Below are 18802 nucleotides of genomic sequence, written 5' to 3' on the forward strand. Positions count from 1 at the left end.
CCCTCAATTTAAAAACAGCGCTTGTGGTTTCAGCATAGGCAAAATCAAAAGGCTGTCAATGCACAAATCGAAATTTCTGAAATAAGTTAATCAGCCTCAAAGGAATTAATCTCTTTGCCTGCTAAAATGTCACGAATATCGTCATGGCCTTCAAAGAAATCGTGCATAACATCCATGAAAAACGCAACATCAACGGGATATGCGGGCGGCTCATAGCGATCATGATACAGACGACGAAACAGATAAAAGCGAACCGCAATCAACAATCGGCGCGTAATCTCATTTTCCTCATGCCGAATCGCTTCATCGAAAGCATGGCCATTAACAGTAAATTGGCGAATATCACGTGGCATAGCATTCCATCCTTATAGCTAATGATGTTCATGGGTAAAAATACTCGATACCACAATGCCCGATCAGAGCTGAACTTCGAACAACCTAAGTTGCTGCTATCTATTTAGTATACTTGCGACAAAGCTATTGCCTGAGATGTATCTATGCTTTGCGCCTCTGCGTTAAAAGCTTATTTGGTTCAATACTGCTTCGTGCGCTTCGCGTCCTTCGCGGTTCCAGTGGCTAATCCCTGCTGACTGCCCTCTAAAACTTTCCCGCTTCGTGACCTTCGTGTTCCTCGTGGATCAAACTTCGTGACCTATCACTCAAAAATCACCCTTGACATCCAGATACTTGGTTATATGATTAGCGCTATTGACTTCTATTGAGACAAAGGAGAGTTCCATGAAAACTGTCGCTAAATTCGTTGCCGCAATCGCTTTCGCCTTAATTATTATTTTTGGGGCAAACGCAGCTCCAACTTCAGCAAATGGCACCAATGGTTCACCTGTTTATACCCCAAGCGGCAACTTAAACGCAATCTAAAAAAAGCTAGATTCAAACGCCCTCGGAAATTCCGAGGGCGTTTTTTTGTGGTACGTAACTTGCGATAGTGCTCAGTAGTTTGCATTAGCCTAGTTGAAGGAGTTCTATATGGCTACTGAGAAAAATGTGCATCAAACTGAGCGCTTGCTTTCGGTAGCAAGCGGCAGCGCACTGGTTGCATTTGGGATTATGCGACGGCATCTGCCAGTAAGTTTGGCAGCAATTGCTGGCGGCGCACCGCTCTTGTGGCGCGGCTTGACTGGCCATTGTCCAGCTTATAGCGCACTCAATATTAATACTGCTGGCCAAGCAGCTGAATCGACGTGGAGCAAGCCTGCTGCCCCAACAACCCCACGGATTCCGATTCCAACAAATCACACCAATTCTGATCAAGCAGGCGTTGATCAAGCCAAAGCGATTAGCGTTGAACATACCGTAACGGTTGAACAACCAGTCGCCGAGGTGTTTCGCTTCTGGGGCAACTTCGAAAATCTGCCTAAATTTATGCACTATCTCAATAGTGTTAAGATGTTTCAAAATGGCACTAGCCATTGGGAAGCCAAAGCTCCGCTAGGCCTGAGCATCTCGTGGGATGCTGAAATTGCCGATGCCAAGCTCAATGAATATATTGCTTGGCGTTCGTTGCCCAATTCAACCTTGCCCAACCAAGGCCGCGTCGAATTTACTGCCTTGGGCGATGAGCAAACCGAAGTTCGGGTTAAGCTCGATTATCAACCACCAGCTGGCGCTGTTGGCGAAGCAATTGCCAAATTGTTTGGCAATGATCCCCAAAAAGCTATTACCGAAGACCTCGAACGCTTCCGCAAGGTGATTGAGGACGAGGAAGAACGCACGGCGGTGAAGTCGAATGTGGTCGGCGAAAAGCCTTCTGCCAACGACCCACAATACACCGAGCAATTGAAGGTCGAAGCTAAAACCAATAAAGAAGAATCGTTGGAGAACGAAGATAAAGCCGTTGATACCAGTTTTCCAGCCAGCGATCCACCAGCAACTTGGTAAGCAGCAACGTGAGGCTTTAAGAGCAGCGGCTAACTCCTAGCCGCGCCTTGTAATACGAGAGCAACCATTACGGTTGCTCTCGATAATTTAAGCAAGTTTTTTCTGATCAATTCGGTAGGTTTTGTAGCGCCGCCCGCCAAGCCCAACACCCATGAATTGACCACAAATTATGCCAAAACCACCAAACGAAAAGCCCCTCGCCCGCAACGTGGGAGAGGGGTTGGGGTGAGGGGAATTTGACCAATTTAAGTAAGCTTTTTCTCGTAAATTCGGTAAGTTTTGTAGCACCGCCCGCCCAGCCCCGCAATTGTATTGTTCATCACATCGTTGTTTTCGAGAATCCACGACATTTCGGCGGTATGATAGCCACGTTTGAGGCCAGCATTGCGTACTTCGCGATAGAACACTGCATCAATCCCGCGCCGCCGATATTCGGGCAGTACGCCCATAATCAAGACCCGCATTTGATTGATTTCTCGTTTATGCCGTAGCATCGTGAGCCAGCCAAAGGGCAATAAACGTCCATCGCTGTAGCGCAAGGGAATATTAATATCGGGCACGGCGATCAGTAACCCTACCATCCGCCCCTGATCTTCGGCCACAATCATCACTTCGGGGTCGAGAAAGGGCTTGAAGCTATAGGCCAAATGGCGAAATTCGGCCAGTGTCATATGAATTGCGCCCCAATTGTTGGCCCATGCCTGATTGTAGACATGCCAACCAGCCTCAACTTCTTCGCTAAAACGCCGCATATTGAGCTTGCGAAAGGTCAAGCCAGTTTGGGCTTGGGCCAAGGCCGCTACCCGTTCGATTTTCGGGCCACGGCCTTTTTCGGCATAGCTCTGTTGATCAACGACCCACGCATAGAGATCAATCTTTTTGCCAAAGCCTGCTTGCTCAATATACTCAACATAACGCGGGGGATTGTAAGTCATCATCATCACGGGCGCTCGCTCAAAGCCTTCGATCAGCAAGCCACATTCATCATTGATTGAAAAATTCATTGGGCCGCGAATTGCCTTGTAGCCGCGATCGCGCACCCAATCACAGGCGGTTTGTAACAGTGCGGCGGCAGCTTCGGGGTCGTCGAGCACCTCGAAAAAGCCAAAAAAGCCAATCTGTTCGTTGTGGGTGCGATTGTGCAGAAAATTGATGTGGGCGGAGATGGTGCCAACAATTTCAGTGCCGCGTTGGGCGAGGAACAATTGCACATCGCCATGGGCAAAGAAGCCACCATGTTTGGGGTTGAAAAAACGCTCGCGTTCGAGCAACAACGGCGGAACCCACAGTGGGTCGGGGTTCGCGCCACGGTAAACCTGCCAGGGAAAACGAATAAACTGCTGCCGCTGTTTGGCATTGCGCACGGCTACAATCTGCAACGGCACCATTGATCAACCTCAAACGCTAGGCTTTGGCTTTACGCCGTTTTGGCCGCACTAAATCATACGAATGGCTAATCAAGGCCAAACATTCTTCGTCGGGCACGCTGCCATCAAGCACAATCGTGTTCCAATGGCGCTTGTTTAAATGATAGCCAGCAGTAATTGCCGGATATTGCTCGCGCAACATTTCAGCCCGATCAGGATCGCATTTTAGGCTAATGTTGGCTAGCTCGCCTTGGGTCAACAAGGCAAACATTTTGCCGCGCTCATCGCCAATTTTAAATACCAATGCCTCAGGCCCAAATGGATAATCTTCGACCACATCATCAAGGCTTAGGCAATAGCTGCGGGCTTGGGCATAATCAACGTGGTTGCTCATTGGCTGGCTCCTTATCCTGCGTTGCTTGATCCTTCGGTTGCTTTTTTTGCTTGGGTGCTTCGCCATTGACCGCGTTCATGGCTTTGGTTATGCCATCGCGAATGCTCAATTCGCAGGCTTCAACCGCGCGATCGTATAACTTTGGCAATTCTTCGCGCTCGGCAGCATTCCAATTGCCTAGCACGAAATTGATCACTTCCCAGCCTTCTGGCGGGCGACCAATCCCAAAGCGTAAGCGGGCAAATTTTTGAGTTCCGAGCAATTGAATAATCGAATTCATGCCACGCTGGCCGCCAGAGCTGCCTTGATTGCGCAGCTTAATCGTGCCAAAGGGCAAATCCAAATCATCATAAATAATCAATAATTCGCTGGCGGGATCGATTTTGTACCAATTAACCAAGCCCACGACCGATTTGCCGCTATCGTTCATAAAAGTTTGCGGGCGAGCCAACGCAACGCGCTGACCATTAATGTTGCCCTCGGCGATACGGGCATCGGCTCGCTTGCCATCGAAGCTCAAGCCATGGCGACGGGCAAATTCAGCCACACATTGAAAGCCCACGTTATGCCGATTATTCAGATATTTTTCGCCTGGATTGCCCAGCCCAACAATTAAAAACATGACATCCCCACGACAGGTTTGGTTAAAATCGCGATATACTACACGCAATGCGCCGCCAATGGCGCAGGCTGAAGCATTGTACCATAGGGAAGTATGCGCATTCTACGTTTTATGATTGTGGCACTAGCGTTGCTGGTGCTCCTGCCCAACCGCGCTTTCGCGGATAATCCAACCGAGCAAGTGTTAATCGACGAAGTGCGCGGCGCGTATCACGTTGTTGCTACGCTTGCCCCCAATCCACCAGCTGTTGGCGATGCCTTGTTGCGGGTGGTGATTACCGATGCCGCCTCGGGCCAGCCTTCGCCGCTCAATTTGGTGCAGCTGTATGCAGCGCCTGAAAGCATTGGCCGCGAAGAATTGTTTATCATGGTGCCCGAAAACCAAGATCGTAACGCTGGCCGCTACACCAGCGAACGCCTGCGCTTTACGATCAGCGACCAATGGAATTTGCGCTTGATCTTAGGCGCGCCCGAAGGCGAGATGGTTTTTACCAGCAAGGTTCAAGTTGATTCGGTCTTCAAGGCGATTGGCGAGGCGGCGGTGATTGCCGTGCCAGCAACCTTGGTTGCTTTGGCAGTGGTTTTTATTGGCTATAAAATTTGGCGCAAAAAACGCCAAGCCGCGAGCTAATGCTGCCCGCCAGTATCCAACACAGCCTTGAGCAACACTTCGCCGCCACTATTCGGCCAATCAAGCCAATCTATGGCGGCGATATTAACCATGCTGTGCAAATTCAAATTGGCCAGCAAACGGCATTGCTCAAATGGCGCGTGCAGCCAGCCAACAATTTTTTTGTGGCCGAAGCCGATGGCTTAGCATGTTTGGCGGCGGCCAAGACCTTGGCTGTACCAGCAGTTTTGGGCCTGAGCCAAAGTTGGTTGGTGCTCGAATGGTTTGAAGCTCAAGGCCGTTATCAGGCTGGTGATCTTGGCGCTGGCTTAGCGCAATTGCATCGTAACCTTGGCCCAAGTTTTGGCTATTCACGGGCCAATTTTATTGGAGCTTTGGCTCAGCCCAACCAACCAAGTACCAACTGGGCCGAATTTTGGCGTGATCAACGCTTGTGGCCGCAGGTTGAATTGGCGGCTCAAGCAGGCCACATGCCTAAACAACGCCAGCAGCAATGCCTGCGTTTGGCTGATCAGCTTGATCGTTTGTTGGCGCATCAGCCGCAACCAAGCCTTGTGCATGGCGATTTATGGGCTGGCAACGTAATTACGACCAATACTGGCCAGCCAGGCTTAATCGATCCGGCGGTCAGTTATAGCGACCGCGAAACCGATATTGCCTTTGCTAGCTTGTTTGGTGGCTTTGGCAGCGAATTTTTGTCAGCCTATCAGGCTATGTGGCCGCTGCCGAACGAGTATCACGAGCGCCAGCCGCTCTATCAACTGTATTGGTTATTAGTGCATTTAACTCTGTTTGGCTAGCAATACGGTCGCCAAATCGATCAGATTTTAAACTATTACAATGGTTAACCTATGCAACTAACAGCAGAAAATTACCGCGATCAATTGATCGCTTTGGCATTAACTGACGATTTTGTGCGCCTGACCATGAGTGGCGCGGCCCGCGCCGCCGATTTGCGCTGGCAGCGCGTGGTGGTGCGGCCTGTGCAACTGAAAAATGGGCGGGCATGGCAAGCAGCCTACTTCGATCAGCGCCAAAATATCACCAAAAATTATGCGCTTGAGCAAGCCAGCGAAGCGCTGGGCGAGATTATCGATATTCCGCTGAGCAACATCACCTTAGAAACCACCAGCGAACGGATTCAAGTGCAGCGCAGCAAAAAAGGCAAAGTCATTCTGAGTCGCGCTCGTAATCAAGTTGCCGCGCCAGATTTGCGCCATAATCATGTTAAAGCCCTTCCCTTGCCCAGCGATCGCCCAGATGCCTATTTGCAAAAAACTGGCATTATGACCAACGATGGGGTGATTCGCGCCAGCATGAGCAAAAAATACACCCAAATCAACGAATTTTTGCGGGTGTTTGATGAGCTTGAGCTGAAGCCCAGCGCCGATCAACCGTTGCGGATTCTTGATGCTGGCTGTGGCTCAGCCTATCTGACCTTCGCGGCCTACCATTATTTGGTCAATATTAAGGGCTTGGCGGCGGTGGTAATCGGTGTCGATTCAAACGAGTATTTAATTGATAAATGTCGTGCTCAAGCAGCAGAATTGGGCTACACGGGCATGGAGTTTATTGCAACGCCGCTAGCCGATTGGCAACCAGCGCAGCAGCCAGATGTGGTTTTTTCGTTGCATGCCTGCGACACCGCCACCGATGATGCTTTGGCCTTAGCCTTGCGTAGCCAAGCCCAGGCAATTTTGAGCGTACCATGCTGTCATAAACATCTGACCCATCAGATTCAGGCCACTGTGCTGAACCCGATGTTGCGCTATGGCAGCATTCGCCAACGCACCGCCGATTTGGTGACCGATAGCTTGCGGGCGCAAATTCTGCGGATCAATGGCTATCGCAGCGAAATTATCGAGTTTGTTGATGCAGAACACACTGGCAAGAATTTAATGATTCGAGCCACCCGCAGCCCCAAACCCGACCCCAAAGCTGTGGCCGAATACGAAGCGCTGAAACAATTTTGGGGCGTTACGCCGTATTTAGAGCAATTATTGGGATCAGGCAACTGATCCCGATTTTGATCCACGGAGCGCACGAAGGACGGAAACCGCGAAGGCCGCGAAGAGCGCGAAGGGTATGAAGGCGATAGGCTATGGGCTATCGGGTATCGGCTTTTAGGATTCAAATTTCCTCCTTCCCGTTGGCCACAGATTCCACAGATTGTTTTGATTCTTCTCCTATAGCCCAAAGCTATACTGATTCATTGCGTTAACCTCGATTCCCCCCTAGCCCCCTAGCCCGCCCGCGAGCGAGGGGGAACCACGAATCCAGTGCTCCCCTCGCCCGCGTTCAGTGGGAGAGGGGCGGGGGGTGAGGGCATGAAACATGTTGCCAACCTAATGAACTATTACACATAGCCCATAGCCATCGTTCCTCTGCGCCTCTGCGTTAAATTTCTGCCTTCTGACTTTTGACTTCTGACTTCCTATTCATCCCTCATCCCTCATTCTTCATCCCTGTTAACCATCTCTTACACAAAACTAACATTCCATCTATATTGTTCTAGTGGATGATCGGCTATACTCCATACACAGGTCGAGCAGCGATGCAGCGCCTGTTCCAATAGATACGCAAACAGATTTAGACATATCAATACAGACATTTTTTTGGAGGATTAACCGCTATGGCAAAGATTGTAGGGATCGACTTGGGGACAACCAACTCGGTAGTCGCTGTTATGGAAGGTGGCGATCCAGCGGTTATTGCAAACGTTGAAGGCGGTCGCACCACACCATCAGTTGTGGCCTTCTCGAAAAACGGCGAACGCTTAGTTGGCCAAACTGCCAAGCGCCAAGCAACCGTCAACCCTGAAAATACAATTTTCTCAATCAAGCGCTTTATGGGCTTGGAGTTTGATAAAGCAAACCAAGAACGCGGCACCGTTCCATACGAAATTGTGAACGGCCCCCGTGGCGATGCTCGGGTGCGGGTTCCACGCACTGGCAAAGATTACACTCCACAAGAAATTTCGGCCATGACTTTGCAAAAGCTCAAAAATGATGCAGAGCAATATTTGGGCGAGCCAGTGCGCCAAGCTGTGATTACGGTTCCAGCCTATTTCAACGACGCGCAACGCCAAGCAACCAAAGATGCTGGCCAAATCGCTGGCTTGGAAGTGCTGCGGATTATCAACGAGCCAACTGCTGCTGCGTTGGCCTACGGCTTGGATAAAAAGAACGACGAAACGATCCTCGTATTCGACCTTGGTGGCGGTACGTTCGACGTTTCAGTGCTCGAAGTTGGCGATGGCGTGATTCAGGTCAAGGCAACCAATGGCGATACGCACCTTGGTGGCGACGACTATGACCATCGGATTGTAAAATGGTTGATCGACGAGTATAAAAAAGATCAAGGCATTGATTTGACCAGCGACAAGCAAGCGTTGCAACGTTTGAAAGAAGCTGCCGAAAAAGCCAAGATGGAACTTTCGACAACCATGGAAACCGAAATCAACTTGCCATTTATCACGGCAGATGCTAGCGGACCAAAGCACTTGGTCACCAACTTGACCCGCTCGAAGTTCGAGCAATTGACCGCCGATTTGACCGAACGGCTCAAAGGGCCTTTCACCCAAGCACTCAAAGATGCTGGTTTGAAAGCAACTCAAATCGATGAAGTCGTGTTGGTTGGTGGTTCAACGCGGATGCCAGTGGTCCAAGAATTGGTGCGCAAGCTGACCGGCAAAGACCCACACAAGGGTGTGAATCCTGATGAAGTGGTTGCCATCGGCGCTGCTATCCAAGCTGGTGTGCTTGGCGGCGAAGTCAAAGATGTGCTCTTGCTTGACGTTACGCCATTGTCATTGGGTGTAGAAACCCTTGGCGGGATCATGACCAAGTTGATTGATCGCAACACCACCATCCCAACCCGCAAGTCGGAAGTGTTCAGCACAGCGGCTGATGGCCAAACCGCAGTTGATATTCACGTTTTGCAGGGCGAGCGCGATATGGCTGGCGACAATATGACTTTGGCTCGCTTCCAATTGCAAGGCATTACCGCTGCGCCACGGGGTGTGCCGCAAATTGAAGTGACCTTTGACATCGATGCCAACGGCATTATCAACGTTTCGGCGAAAGATAAAGCCACCAACAAAGAGCAAAAGATCACGATTACGGCCAGCACTAACCTGAGCAAGGACGATGTGCAAAAGATGGTGCGTGATGCTGAATCGAATGCTTCAGCTGACCAAGCTCGTCGGGCCAAGATTGAGCTGAAAAACCAAGCTGATAACATTGCCTATCAAGCTGAAAAAACGCTCAGCGACTTAGGTGACAAGGTTGACCCAAGCGTCAAGAGCCAAGCAGAAGCTCAAATTGCCGACTTGCGCAGCAAGATTGCTGAAGACGATGATGCAGGGATTCAAGCAGCCATGACCACCTTGCAACAAACCTTGATGAGCATTGGCGAAGCCCAGTATAGCGGCGACCAAGCTGCTGCTGCTGGCGCAACCGCCAATAGCAAACCAGCCGATGATGGTGTTGTCGATGGTGAATTTACCGTCGAATAAGCCCCAATTACTTCGCTCAAGCCACCTCTATGCCTTGCATAGGGGTGGTTTTTTGTTGATTGGGGAGAAAATATCCCACCAATTTGGCTAAAATTCAGTCTTGCGATGGAGCAAAAAAATTGGTATGCTATTTACACTATCGACCAGATACATTTTGAAACCAAGGAGGGTATATATGGCTGCCGTGATTGTTTTCTCAAACGGGGAGCTATAGTAGCTAGGGCTCGATATCCTTAAACATCGGCCCTGGGACAGACTCCCCGTAGCGCTCGCGTTGCGGAATCAATTTCTATTGAGGAGTAAGCTGTCGCCATGAAAGGCCAAACCCGAAATTATTTAAATGAAGACTGGATTGAAGATCAAGAAGTAGAAGAAATAGCTGAGCGCCGAGAACGCAAAAATGATGATCGCCCACCGCCTAATCCGCGTCAACAAAAGGCCAAGGAATGGGGTCGGGCAATGGCGAAATATCATCGTCAGCGCAAAAAAGAAGGCCGTCAATAAAACCAAAAGCCCGCTGTACTGGTTGCAGCGGGCTTTGTTGTGGATGCTTGATTGCTTAGTTGAAGATTTCGCGTAAAGCAACGAAGTTATCGATCACTGAAGGCGTTACTCGACGTACCCGATTTACATAATAACTGCTATTGGAACAGGTGAAACATTCTTCGGTGATAATCACAGCTGAAAGGACTGGCATTTCTTGGCTGTGCTGGGCGCTATATTCATAATGGTAGACTGGGCTGCCACTATGGCCTGCGCTAATATCACATTTAACCTCGTAGCGCATTGACCATCCAGCGCTATCCAAATTTTTGAACCAGCGTGCTCCACAATTGCCAGGATCGCCATACATACGAGCTACTTGGCAGCCTGCTGGCGCATTGCCCCGAGTCGCACCATCACCATTACAATTTGGGTAGCCCCGATTATAGCTGTCGATGTTCTTCAAATAGCTGGCCGTGCGCGAAGCAACGCCCATCCAATAGGTCGTATCCCCCAAGCGATCGGGCACAACGATCATTCCAATATCCCAACGGGTGCGCTTGGTTTGGTTGGGGTCGCGCCATTCTTCAAAGGTCCAATACCACGATTCAACTGGTGGCGATGGATTGAGCCTAATCACGCTTGAGCCATAGGGTGCCGAGCCGCTGCCCGTGCCATTGCGGGCTGGGGTTACTTTGGTCGTATACCAAACGTTGGTTGCTTCACGATTGATACAGTGTGCCGCCGTGATGAGGTGGCGTGGGCCAACAAACGTGCCCGTACAATTGGAATCTTGGTTGCTACCCAATCCAGAAAATTGGCTGATTGTGCGCAATGGATATTGGCTGGTGTTGGTTTTTAATTGGCGGTTATCATCGCTATTGCTCCAGCCAAAGGGCGTGAAAACTTCGCTTTGCTTGCTGCGCTGGGGCGCTGGGGCATCGATGTTACCAGTGTAATCGCTTGGCGCGTTGCCGCTGAGCAAATTGTTGCGCTCGTAGCAATCACGGATGCTGCTCACTGCATTGGCTTGCATCACCACCCGAAATTCGTTTAAGGTTAAGGTGTTGAACACCCGAAACGTGGCGGTCGCAGCTGGCACTGGCTCGCGTTCGTAAGGGTCATCATCACCAGCTTCAAATGGCTCATTCGGCATAATTGGCGCTTCATCGGTCAACACGCCAGTCGTAATAAATTCGACGGTCAAGTTGCGATTGACCCGTTGCACCCCGCTTGGTGGATTGGCTTGGCTCAACTTGGTCTTGAGCGCGTTCAACTGGAATGGATCGCCAGTCAAACATGGTTGGGCGCTGCTGGTTTGGGCCGAGGCTGACGTGCTGGTCATTGAAAAGCTGCCAGCCAAGAGGCCAACCGTGCCAAGCAAGCTCAGCGTCGAGCGCCAAAGGTGATGGGTTCTGCGTTTCATTACTACACTCCTTCTTTGATTTCGATGGGTGTAGCATAGCAGCGCGATGCTGAGCAAAAGTCTCATTTCACGAGCAAAAAGTCTCACACGTGAATCGGCAAGACTAAGCCATCGTAGGCAAGTTGCACATGGCTGGGCAGGTTGGCATTCTCAGTTGTATAATCGAGGCTATGGCTGGTATGCACGAAAAATGCTTGTTGCGGCTGAATTCGCTCAACCGCCGCCAAGGCTTGCGCAACCGTAAAATGCAACGGGTGTGGCTCATGGCGCAAGGCCCCAATCACCAAGCGATTAACGCCGTGCAGTAGATCAAAGGTTGGCTCTGGAATATGGCTCACATCAGTCATATAGGCCAAATCGCCAATCCGAAAGCCCAAAATCTGCCAGCTGCCATGCTCAATTGGCAAGGGAATCAGCGCCACGTCGCCGATGCTGAAGGCTGTGCCATCAAGCTGGTTGAGGCTCAAACTTGGCCGCGTTGAGGCCGATTCGCCGCTCGCAAAGGCATAATCGTATTGGTAGCGAATTCGATCGAGGGTAAATTGGTTGGCATACAGCGGCAAGCTGCGTGGAGTGTTTAAGGTAAATGGTCGCAAATCGTCGATGCCACCAATATGGTCTTGATGGGGGTGGGTTACCAACACCGCATCAAGCTGCGCGAGGCCTTGACGCAAGCCTTGAATCCGCAAATCAGGGCCTGGATCGATCAAAATTGTGGTCGTTGGGCTTTGAATTAATGCGGCGGTGCGAGTGCGCTGGTTGCGCGGATCAGTCGAGGTACACACTGCACAGTCACAGGCCAGCATTGGCACACCCATCGAGCCGCCACAGCCCAAAATTGTCAATTGCATCAAACCCACTCCTTAGTAGCCCATTCAAAAAATCGAGTGCAGCTAGCATTTTAGCATGGCCCAAGCACTTTTACCGTTACAATGGAGCGAGCTTTGTTGATTGTTGGAGGTTGGAATGAGTGCAGTTGTTGAGTTAAATCGTGCCGAACTTGTGGCAATTTGCGCGGTGGTCAGCGCCGCAACGATTATGGGCGTTGAGCCAGCGGCCAATCCGAATGAGCATGCCCAGCTCTTGCAGCGCGGCGAAGCCAGTTTGCGCCAACGCAATCTCGCCCAATCTGATCACGATGGCATGCTGATGATCGCTCGTAATACCTTGGCGCTGGTCGCAACCTGTGCCTATCCCCAACGCAGCCTGATTCTGCATCATCTGCCAAGCAATGGCGCATTGTTGCAAGCCTTTGGCCACAAACACGCCGATTCGGTGGTGTTTCATGAGTTGATCAATCCCGATGCGCAACGCTTGCAGGCGCTTGGCTCGTTGGAGGATTTGGTAGGCCTTGTCTTTGATTGGTGTGGCTATGCTGGGGCTGCCCAAACGCCGCTGCGTTTTCATATTCAAAGCGCGGTTTTGGCCGCCGCCCGTAGCCTGATCGAACGCAGCGAGGAACAAGCAGCCTTGCAAGCCTTGCGTGATTCTGGGGTTTCGGCGCAAGCAGCCAGCGTATTTATTGATATGCTGAGCCAAAATCACACCACCACGATTTTCAATGCGGTGGTGTATCAGGGCCAGCAGGTGTTGAGCCGCGAATATACGTTGTTGCAGGCAGGCGATCAGGCTTTGCTGATGACCCAAACCAATATCGAGCAAGACCTCTATCAATTGGAAACAACCAGCCGCGAACGCTTGGCCAGTTTGTTGCTTCAATCGTTAGCATAGTTTTAGAAGGACTGGGCGTGAATTTGCAGCACTCAAATCAGCTTATTCAGGGCGAAATGCTCGACGTTATCGCCACAATCGCGCCACAATCGATCGATTTGTTGTATCTCGACCCGCCGTTTGCTGCTGGCCGAGTGTTTGCCGATAGCGCTGGTGCGTTTGATGATCGTTGGCACGGTGGTTTGAACGAATATTTGGCTTGGCTTGAGCAACGGTTGCTCGCAGCGCGCCAGCTGATGGCTGAGCATGGCTCGTTGTTTTTGCACCTTGATCGGCGGGCGGTGCATTATGCCAAAGTGCTGCTTGATCGGATTTGGGGCTTCGATTGTTTTCGCAATGAAATTATTTGGCATTACACTGGGGGCGGGCGCGCACGGCGCAGCTTTTCGCATAAGCACGATACAATTCTTTGGTATAGCAAGCATCCCCAACAATGGACATTTAATTTGCAGGCAATGCGCCAACCCTATAAAGCAAGCAGTGGTTTTGCCAAGGCGGGCATTCGTTCGGCGGCGGGCAAGCGCTATTTGCCGCATCCAGATGGCACGCCGGTTGATGATGTTTGGGATATTCCCATGCTCAACCCGATGGCCGCCGAGCGTTTGGGCTACCCCACCCAAAAGCCTGAACGCTTGTTGGAGCGAATTATTCTCGCTGCAAGCAATTCAGGCGATCTGGTTGCCGATTTGTGTTGTGGCTCTGGCACGACGGCGGCAGTGGCGCAACGCTTAGGGCGACGCTGGATTGCTGCTGATCAATCGGCTGATGCCTTGGCTTTGGTACGCACGCGCTTGCGTCAGCAGGCCGCCGAATGGCATGAGCACCTTATCCAACCTCAGCCAGATTGGTTTGCCGCCAAGCACTAAGCGCCGTCGCCGCTACCGTTGAATCCCAATCTTGGCCGATTGCTTGATCGATCAAGCCTTGCAGATTATTGCCAAGGCTGTTTGGTTGTGCCCGCAGATGGTCGAGGGCATTGGCCAAGGCGACAATTTGCGCGCTGCGAGTTGGATATTTGCCGCCGCGCGGAAAGCCAGTGCCATCAAGCCGCTCATGATGTTCAGCCAGCAATGGAATCAGGCTATGCAAACTTGGATAGGCCTGCAGAATCGCAATGCCTTCGTTGACATGCTGCTGATAGAGCGCAACTTCCCAATGTGGGCTGCCAAGCGCTGGGCGAACCACCACACTGCGCGGGAGGCGGGTTTTGCCACAATCGTGCAAAAGCGCTGCCAGCCAAAGCTGCTGATGTTCGTATTGTGGCAATCCCAGCGTTTGGCTCATATGCCATGCCATGTGGCTAACCCTCAGCGAATGTTGATAAAGTTGGTACGAATGGCGCGCGATCGAATGCACAATCAAGTGGGCTTCGTAGGGCAAGGTGAATGAGTTTGGCATCAAGGCTGCAATCTCACGCGGAATGGAATGCCAAAGTTCCGGAAAAGCTGTTGTGTCCATGCCGCGTTCTCCTTCTCGGCTAAAGCCTGCCTGATTCAATATTGCCCCATTGCCATGCAACGTTCAATGGCGCGGTTTGTAATTGCTGGGTGACAGTGATGGTTTCGATGTCGCCCCATTGCCAAGCGGTGTTAAGTGGTTCTGCTTGCAAGTGTTGGGTGGCGGTGATAGTTTCGATGTCACCCCATTGCCAAGCCGTGTTGAGCGGCGCAGTTTGCAGGTGTTGGGTGGCGGTGATGGTTTCAATATCGCCCCATTGCCACGTAGTATTAGCTGGCGCTGGTGTATCAAATTGAAGTGTTTGGCTGCTTGTGAGGGCAGTGTAAACAAAACTGACCAAAATCAGGCCGAAGGTTGCGAAGGCGAGTAGGATGCGGCGACTAATTGCTGATGAGTTGTACACTGAGAGCCTCCTAAGCTGTATCAATTTGGGTCTGGACACAGCTTCGTTTTCTCGGTGCGACAACCCTGTGAAAGGCCTGCGACACGCATGCGACAATTATTTTAGATGTATTTAATTGTTGGGTTTTATCTGAAATTTAAAAATTAAAAAAATCAGCCATGGCATCGCGAACGACGCTCATGACTGATCGATTTAAGCAGGTTTATTTTAATTTATTGATTGGTTAGCTGCCTCCGTCGTAATAACACCAGCATTGGCCATAAACAGCAGCTTGCGGCCACAAACGCTGCGGGGAGGCCCATGCGACTAGCGATTAAGCCAATGATTGGCCCACCTAAAATCTGTCCAAAGGCATCAGCTTGGCTGTTGATCGAGATAATTGTCGCGCGACTGCGACTTTCAATCAGCCGATTGAGCCAAGCACTATACAAGGGTTGAATGCTTTGGCGTAGCATTCGAATTAACATAATCCAAAATAAGGCTATAGCAAATTGTTGGGAGAATGCTAAACCGAGCAAGCCCACCGCCAACAAGCCATATTGCCAGCGCAAGAGCCACATGCTGCGTTCGGTGGTGTTGCTGGCCAAGCGTTGCACGATACTAACCGCCAACAAGCTGGCCAAGGTTCCAAGCGCTGCAATTGCGCCAAACCAGGTGACTGGCTGCCAATTCAGCCATGTTGGCAGGCCAATAGTGGTCAGCAAATGCGCTTCCCACAGCCGATCGTAGCCCTCGGACGCAGCGCCAGCAATTGCACTGATCAGCAATAAACTCATCAGCACTGGCTGCCCACGCACTGCTTGCCAGCCATGACGAAGGGTGGCTCCAAAGCGGCCCCAACTTTGACGTTCAGTGGCAGGCGCGGGGGCAAACCCCGTTTCGGGCATCAACCAACGCATGCCAACAGCCAAGCCAACCAAGCCAACTCCACCGCTGATCATCGGCCAACGTAGGCCAAGCTTGGCAAGTAGCACGCCGAACCCAATGCCTACTAAACTAGCAATGCTATTAAGCTGAGCAGCCTTGAGAAACAATGGTTCGACCGCCTCAACGCCAATTTCATCGGTAATCCACGCTTCGGTTGCGCCACTGATCAAGGCATAGCCCAAAGCCCAAACGACTTGGGCCAATAAGCTGCCAATAAAACTGCCGAGCCAAACCTCGCTGAGCGCTCCCAAGCCCAAAAATGCTATCCCAAGCACCACCGATAAACGCCGACTATAGACATCGGCGATAACTCCCGTCGGAATTTCCAAGCTGAAGGCTGCTGCCTCCAGCACCGTGCCCACCAACACCAATTGCAATGGATCAAGCCCAAGCACTTGAATCCGATACAGCATTGAAGCGGTAAAAATACAACTCAACAACAGTCGGCTACTAAATTCCAAAATCAGATAAATCAAACGCGCTTGCGGTTGCACATGCAACTCCTGCTAGAACAACGATTAACCCAGCATGGCAAGTATCAGCGCGCTTGTTAATATTCCCTCACCCCAACCCCTCTCCCACGGAGCGAGCGAGGGGCTTTAACCCTATGGTTGTGTCGCAATTCGTCGGCGAAACACAAATGCTCTCCCTCGCCCGCATTTCGTGGGCGAGGGGTCTGGGGGTAAGAGAAGTTTACAGTTGCTGATACTCAACCCGAACAAGGCCAGCAGTGTGCAATAGGATTTGCATGAAATACCTCCCATAAAAAATTCTAGTTGAGGTATACCAAGTTTTGGCTGGCTTGAACTCAGTCGGATGTTGTATCTCCAACACAATGCTAACGTAGAAGCCTTCTCGGGCTGGGTTTGGCTATGCTACAATCGGCCTAGCGGTTAAATTCCGATTTAGAAGTTTGCAAAAGGAGTAGCGACCTATGGCTGAGCAACACGACGTTGCCAACGAGCGCGAACAGTTTCAATTTCAAGCTGAAATCCAACAAGTTTTACATATTTTGATTCACTCGCTCTATACGCACCGCGAGATTTTTGTGCGCGAATTAATTTCGAATGCCTCCGATGCCTTGAATCGGGTGCAATTCGAGATGCTGACCAACCAAGATGTGCGCGATCCTGAGTTGGAATTGGCAATCACGCTCGAAACCGATAAAGATGCCCGCATCATTCGGATTAGCGATACTGGCATCGGCATGACCCGCGATGATATGATTAAAAATTTGGGGACGGTTGCCCAATCAGGCGCGAAAGCCTTCTTGCAAAAGCTGGGCGAAGCCAACCAAACCAATAGCAGCGAAATTATTGGTCAATTTGGCGTAGGCTTCTACTCGGTCTTTATGGCCGCCGATGAAGTGCGGGTTACTTCCTTGTCGCACCATCCCGATGCAACTGCATGGCGCTGGACTTCGCGCGGCGAAGCAACCTACACCTTGGAAGCAGCCGAACGCAGCGAACGCGGCACAACGATCGAAATCGTGCTCAAAGAAGATGCAGAAGAATACGCCGAACGCTGGAAACTTGAACAAATTGTGCGCCAACACTCGAATTTCGTGGCCTTCCCAATCTATTCAGCTGAGGGCGACGAAAAGAAGGTGCTCAATCAACGCACCGCTCTGTGGCGCAAGCAACCACGCGAAGTTACCCAAGAAGAATATAATGATTTCTATCGCCAAACCACGATGGATTTCAGCGAGCCTTTGAGCACTGTTCACATCAGCACCGATGCGCCAGTCGATTTGCATGCAATTTTGTTCTTGCCCGCCAAACGCGAGCAAGGTATGATGCGCCAAATTCCTGATCCAGGCTTGAAGCTCTATTCGCGCAAGGTGCTCATCCAAGATCGCAATGAAGAATTGTTGCCCAAGCATTTGCGCTTTGTCCAAGGCGTGGTCGATTCGGAAGATCTGCCGTTGAATGTCTCGCGGGAAACGGTACAAAGCAGCGGGACGTTGCGCCAAATTGCCAAAATTATCACCAACAAAATCACCAAAGAAATTGAAACCTTGGCCGATAACGATGCCGATAAATTTGCTGATTTCTGGCGTGAATTTGGCCCATATTTCAAAGAAGGCTTGGTCACTGATCCTGGCACGCGCAGCCAAATCGAGCCACTTTTGCGCTTCCACTCGACCAACAGCGAGGGCTTGACCAAGCTCAGCGAGTATGTCGAACGCATGAAGGAAGGCCAAGAAGATATTTATTATGTGATTGCCGACAATGTGGAAACCGCCCGTCGCTCGCCGCACCTCGATTATTTCAACGAACGCGGCTACGAAGTGCTGTTGATGCATGAAACAATCGATAGCTTTGTTATCTCAAGCTTGCGCGATTTCCAAGGCAAAAAACTGCGCTCAGTCGATGATGCCGATATTGCTGGTGACGATGTTGAGCTGGAAGGCGCGCTCTCAGCTGCGACCCTCGGCCAACTTGGCGACCGCATCAAGGAATTATTGGGCGAGCAAATTAGCGAAGTGCGTGGCTCGAAGTTGCTGCGCAGCAATCCTGTGCGTTTGGCCGCAGCTGGCGATGATATGGGCCGCGATATGGATCGCATCCGGCGTTTGATGGGCCAAGAATATAGCGTACCAAGCCGGATTCTTGAACTCAACCCACGCCACGCGATTGTGCACAACTTGGCAGCATTGCTCGACGAGCCAGATCAAGGCGAGTTGTTCAAGGTTGCGGTTGAGCAATTGTATGGCACGGCCTTGTTGGGCGAAGGTTTGCACCCCAATCCCAGCGAGTTGATCAGCGGCGTACACGCCTTGATCGCCGCCGCCACCAAAAAATAATAAATGTGAGAATCCCTCACCCCAACCCCTCTCCCACCTAGCGGGTTTAAGGGCGGACAGGTTGGGAAATGGGTATTAATGGATGTTAGGGCATGGCCGTCCCGAGCCGGCCACCCCGCGTCACGGTCGTTGCCCATCGT

Annotated in this window: 19 protein-coding genes; 10 read left to right on the top strand and 9 right to left on the bottom strand. The window is 51.1% G+C overall.

The window, feature by feature from the left end:
• Positions 1-86 precede the first annotated feature (86 nt).
• Entirely contained in the window at positions 87-353 is a 267-nt protein-coding gene (locus JOD20_RS14300; protein ID WP_204755914.1) for a hypothetical protein, read from the bottom strand.
• Positions 354-738: 385 nt separating this feature from the next.
• On the opposite strand from JOD20_RS14300, the gene JOD20_RS14305 reads away from it, so the two are divergent.
• Together JOD20_RS14305 and JOD20_RS14310 are read left to right on the top strand one after the other, a co-directional pair.
• Positions 739-879 carry a hypothetical protein gene (locus JOD20_RS14305; RefSeq protein ID WP_204755915.1) on the top strand — a complete coding sequence of 47 codons (141 nt, stop codon included), beginning with the start codon at positions 739-741 and terminating at the stop codon, positions 877-879.
• 108 nt (positions 880-987) lie between these two features.
• Positions 988-1899, top strand: a complete 912-nt coding sequence (locus JOD20_RS14310; protein WP_204755916.1) for a YgaP-like transmembrane domain — start codon at positions 988-990, stop codon at positions 1897-1899.
• 245 nt (positions 1900-2144) lie between these two features.
• On the opposite strand, the gene JOD20_RS14315 is transcribed toward JOD20_RS14310, so the two are convergent.
• The 3 genes from JOD20_RS14315 to pth are packed head-to-tail and all read right to left on the bottom strand — an operon-like array spanning position 2145 to position 4282.
• Positions 2145-3287: a GNAT family protein gene (locus JOD20_RS14315; RefSeq protein WP_204755917.1), complete on the bottom strand. Its 1143-nt coding sequence runs from the start codon at positions 3285-3287 to the stop codon at positions 2145-2147.
• 16 nt (positions 3288-3303) lie between these two features.
• Positions 3304-3660 carry an MmcQ/YjbR family DNA-binding protein gene (locus JOD20_RS14320; RefSeq protein ID WP_204755918.1) on the bottom strand — a complete coding sequence of 119 codons (357 nt, stop codon included), beginning with the start codon at positions 3658-3660 and terminating at the stop codon, positions 3304-3306.
• On the bottom strand, positions 3644-4282 hold the full coding sequence (gene pth, locus JOD20_RS14325; RefSeq protein WP_204755919.1) for an aminoacyl-tRNA hydrolase: 639 nt from the start codon (positions 4280-4282) through the stop codon (positions 3644-3646). The genes JOD20_RS14320 and pth overlap by 17 nt, the downstream gene beginning before the upstream one ends.
• A gap of 93 nt (positions 4283-4375) precedes the next feature.
• Here pth and JOD20_RS14330 point away from each other — a divergent pair, with 93 nt between their 5' ends.
• The 5 genes from JOD20_RS14330 (at position 4376) to JOD20_RS14350 (ending at position 9932) form a co-directional block, all read left to right on the top strand.
• A complete protein-coding gene (locus JOD20_RS14330) occupies positions 4376-4912 on the top strand; it encodes a hypothetical protein (RefSeq protein ID WP_204755920.1) in 537 nt (178 codons plus the stop codon).
• Positions 4882-5712 (top strand): fructosamine kinase family protein, encoded by an 831-nt coding sequence (locus JOD20_RS14335; protein ID WP_204755921.1) that lies wholly within the window; start codon positions 4882-4884, stop codon positions 5710-5712. The genes JOD20_RS14330 and JOD20_RS14335 overlap by 31 nt, the downstream gene beginning before the upstream one ends.
• Positions 5713-5763: 51 nt before the next feature.
• Positions 5764-6930 (top strand): class I SAM-dependent methyltransferase, encoded by a 1167-nt coding sequence (locus JOD20_RS14340; RefSeq protein WP_204755922.1) that lies wholly within the window; start codon positions 5764-5766, stop codon positions 6928-6930.
• A gap of 614 nt (positions 6931-7544) precedes the next feature.
• Positions 7545-9428 carry a molecular chaperone DnaK gene (gene dnaK, locus JOD20_RS14345; RefSeq protein ID WP_204755923.1) on the top strand — a complete coding sequence of 628 codons (1884 nt, stop codon included), beginning with the start codon at positions 7545-7547 and terminating at the stop codon, positions 9426-9428.
• Positions 9429-9740: 312 nt separating this feature from the next.
• Positions 9741-9932: a hypothetical protein gene (locus tag JOD20_RS14350; protein WP_054535119.1), complete on the top strand. Its 192-nt coding sequence runs from the start codon at positions 9741-9743 to the stop codon at positions 9930-9932.
• Positions 9933-9987: 55 nt separating this feature from the next.
• Here the strand turns inward: JOD20_RS14350 and JOD20_RS14355 are convergent, their stop codons facing one another.
• Positions 9988-11337 (bottom strand): trypsin-like serine peptidase, encoded by a 1350-nt coding sequence (locus JOD20_RS14355; protein WP_204755924.1) that lies wholly within the window; start codon positions 11335-11337, stop codon positions 9988-9990.
• Between the two features lie 83 nt (positions 11338-11420).
• The gene (locus JOD20_RS14360; RefSeq protein ID WP_204755925.1) at positions 11421-12188 is read right to left on the bottom strand and encodes an MBL fold metallo-hydrolase; all 768 of its coding nucleotides are present in this window, start codon (positions 12186-12188) and stop codon (positions 11421-11423) included.
• 115 nt (positions 12189-12303) lie between these two features.
• On the opposite strand from JOD20_RS14360, the gene JOD20_RS14365 reads away from it, so the two are divergent.
• Positions 12304-13068 (top strand): hypothetical protein, encoded by a 765-nt coding sequence (locus tag JOD20_RS14365; RefSeq protein WP_204755926.1) that lies wholly within the window; start codon positions 12304-12306, stop codon positions 13066-13068.
• A 17-nt stretch (positions 13069-13085) separates the two neighbouring features.
• Positions 13086-13934, top strand: a complete 849-nt coding sequence (locus JOD20_RS14370) for a DNA methyltransferase (RefSeq protein ID WP_204755927.1) — start codon at positions 13086-13088, stop codon at positions 13932-13934.
• On the opposite strand, the gene JOD20_RS14375 is transcribed toward JOD20_RS14370, so the two are convergent.
• From JOD20_RS14375 to JOD20_RS14385, 3 genes are all read right to left on the bottom strand, one after another.
• Positions 13894-14526: an HD-GYP domain-containing protein gene (locus JOD20_RS14375; RefSeq protein ID WP_204755928.1), complete on the bottom strand. Its 633-nt coding sequence runs from the start codon at positions 14524-14526 to the stop codon at positions 13894-13896. The genes JOD20_RS14370 and JOD20_RS14375 overlap by 41 nt on opposite strands.
• A 19-nt stretch (positions 14527-14545) precedes the next feature.
• A complete protein-coding gene (locus JOD20_RS14380) occupies positions 14546-14929 on the bottom strand; it encodes a hypothetical protein (protein ID WP_204755929.1) in 384 nt (127 codons plus the stop codon).
• A gap of 212 nt (positions 14930-15141) precedes the next feature.
• Positions 15142-16350 (bottom strand): MFS transporter, encoded by a 1209-nt coding sequence (locus JOD20_RS14385; protein ID WP_204755930.1) that lies wholly within the window; start codon positions 16348-16350, stop codon positions 15142-15144.
• Positions 16351-16790: 440 nt separating this feature from the next.
• Between JOD20_RS14385 and htpG the strand changes: the two genes are divergently transcribed.
• Positions 16791-18662: a molecular chaperone HtpG gene (htpG, locus tag JOD20_RS14390; RefSeq protein WP_204755931.1), complete on the top strand. Its 1872-nt coding sequence runs from the start codon at positions 16791-16793 to the stop codon at positions 18660-18662.
• Positions 18663-18802 lie beyond the last annotated feature (140 nt).

It is taken from the genome of Herpetosiphon giganteus (genome assembly GCF_016907925.1).
GTDB lineage: Bacteria > Chloroflexota > Chloroflexia > Chloroflexales > Herpetosiphonaceae > Herpetosiphon > Herpetosiphon giganteus.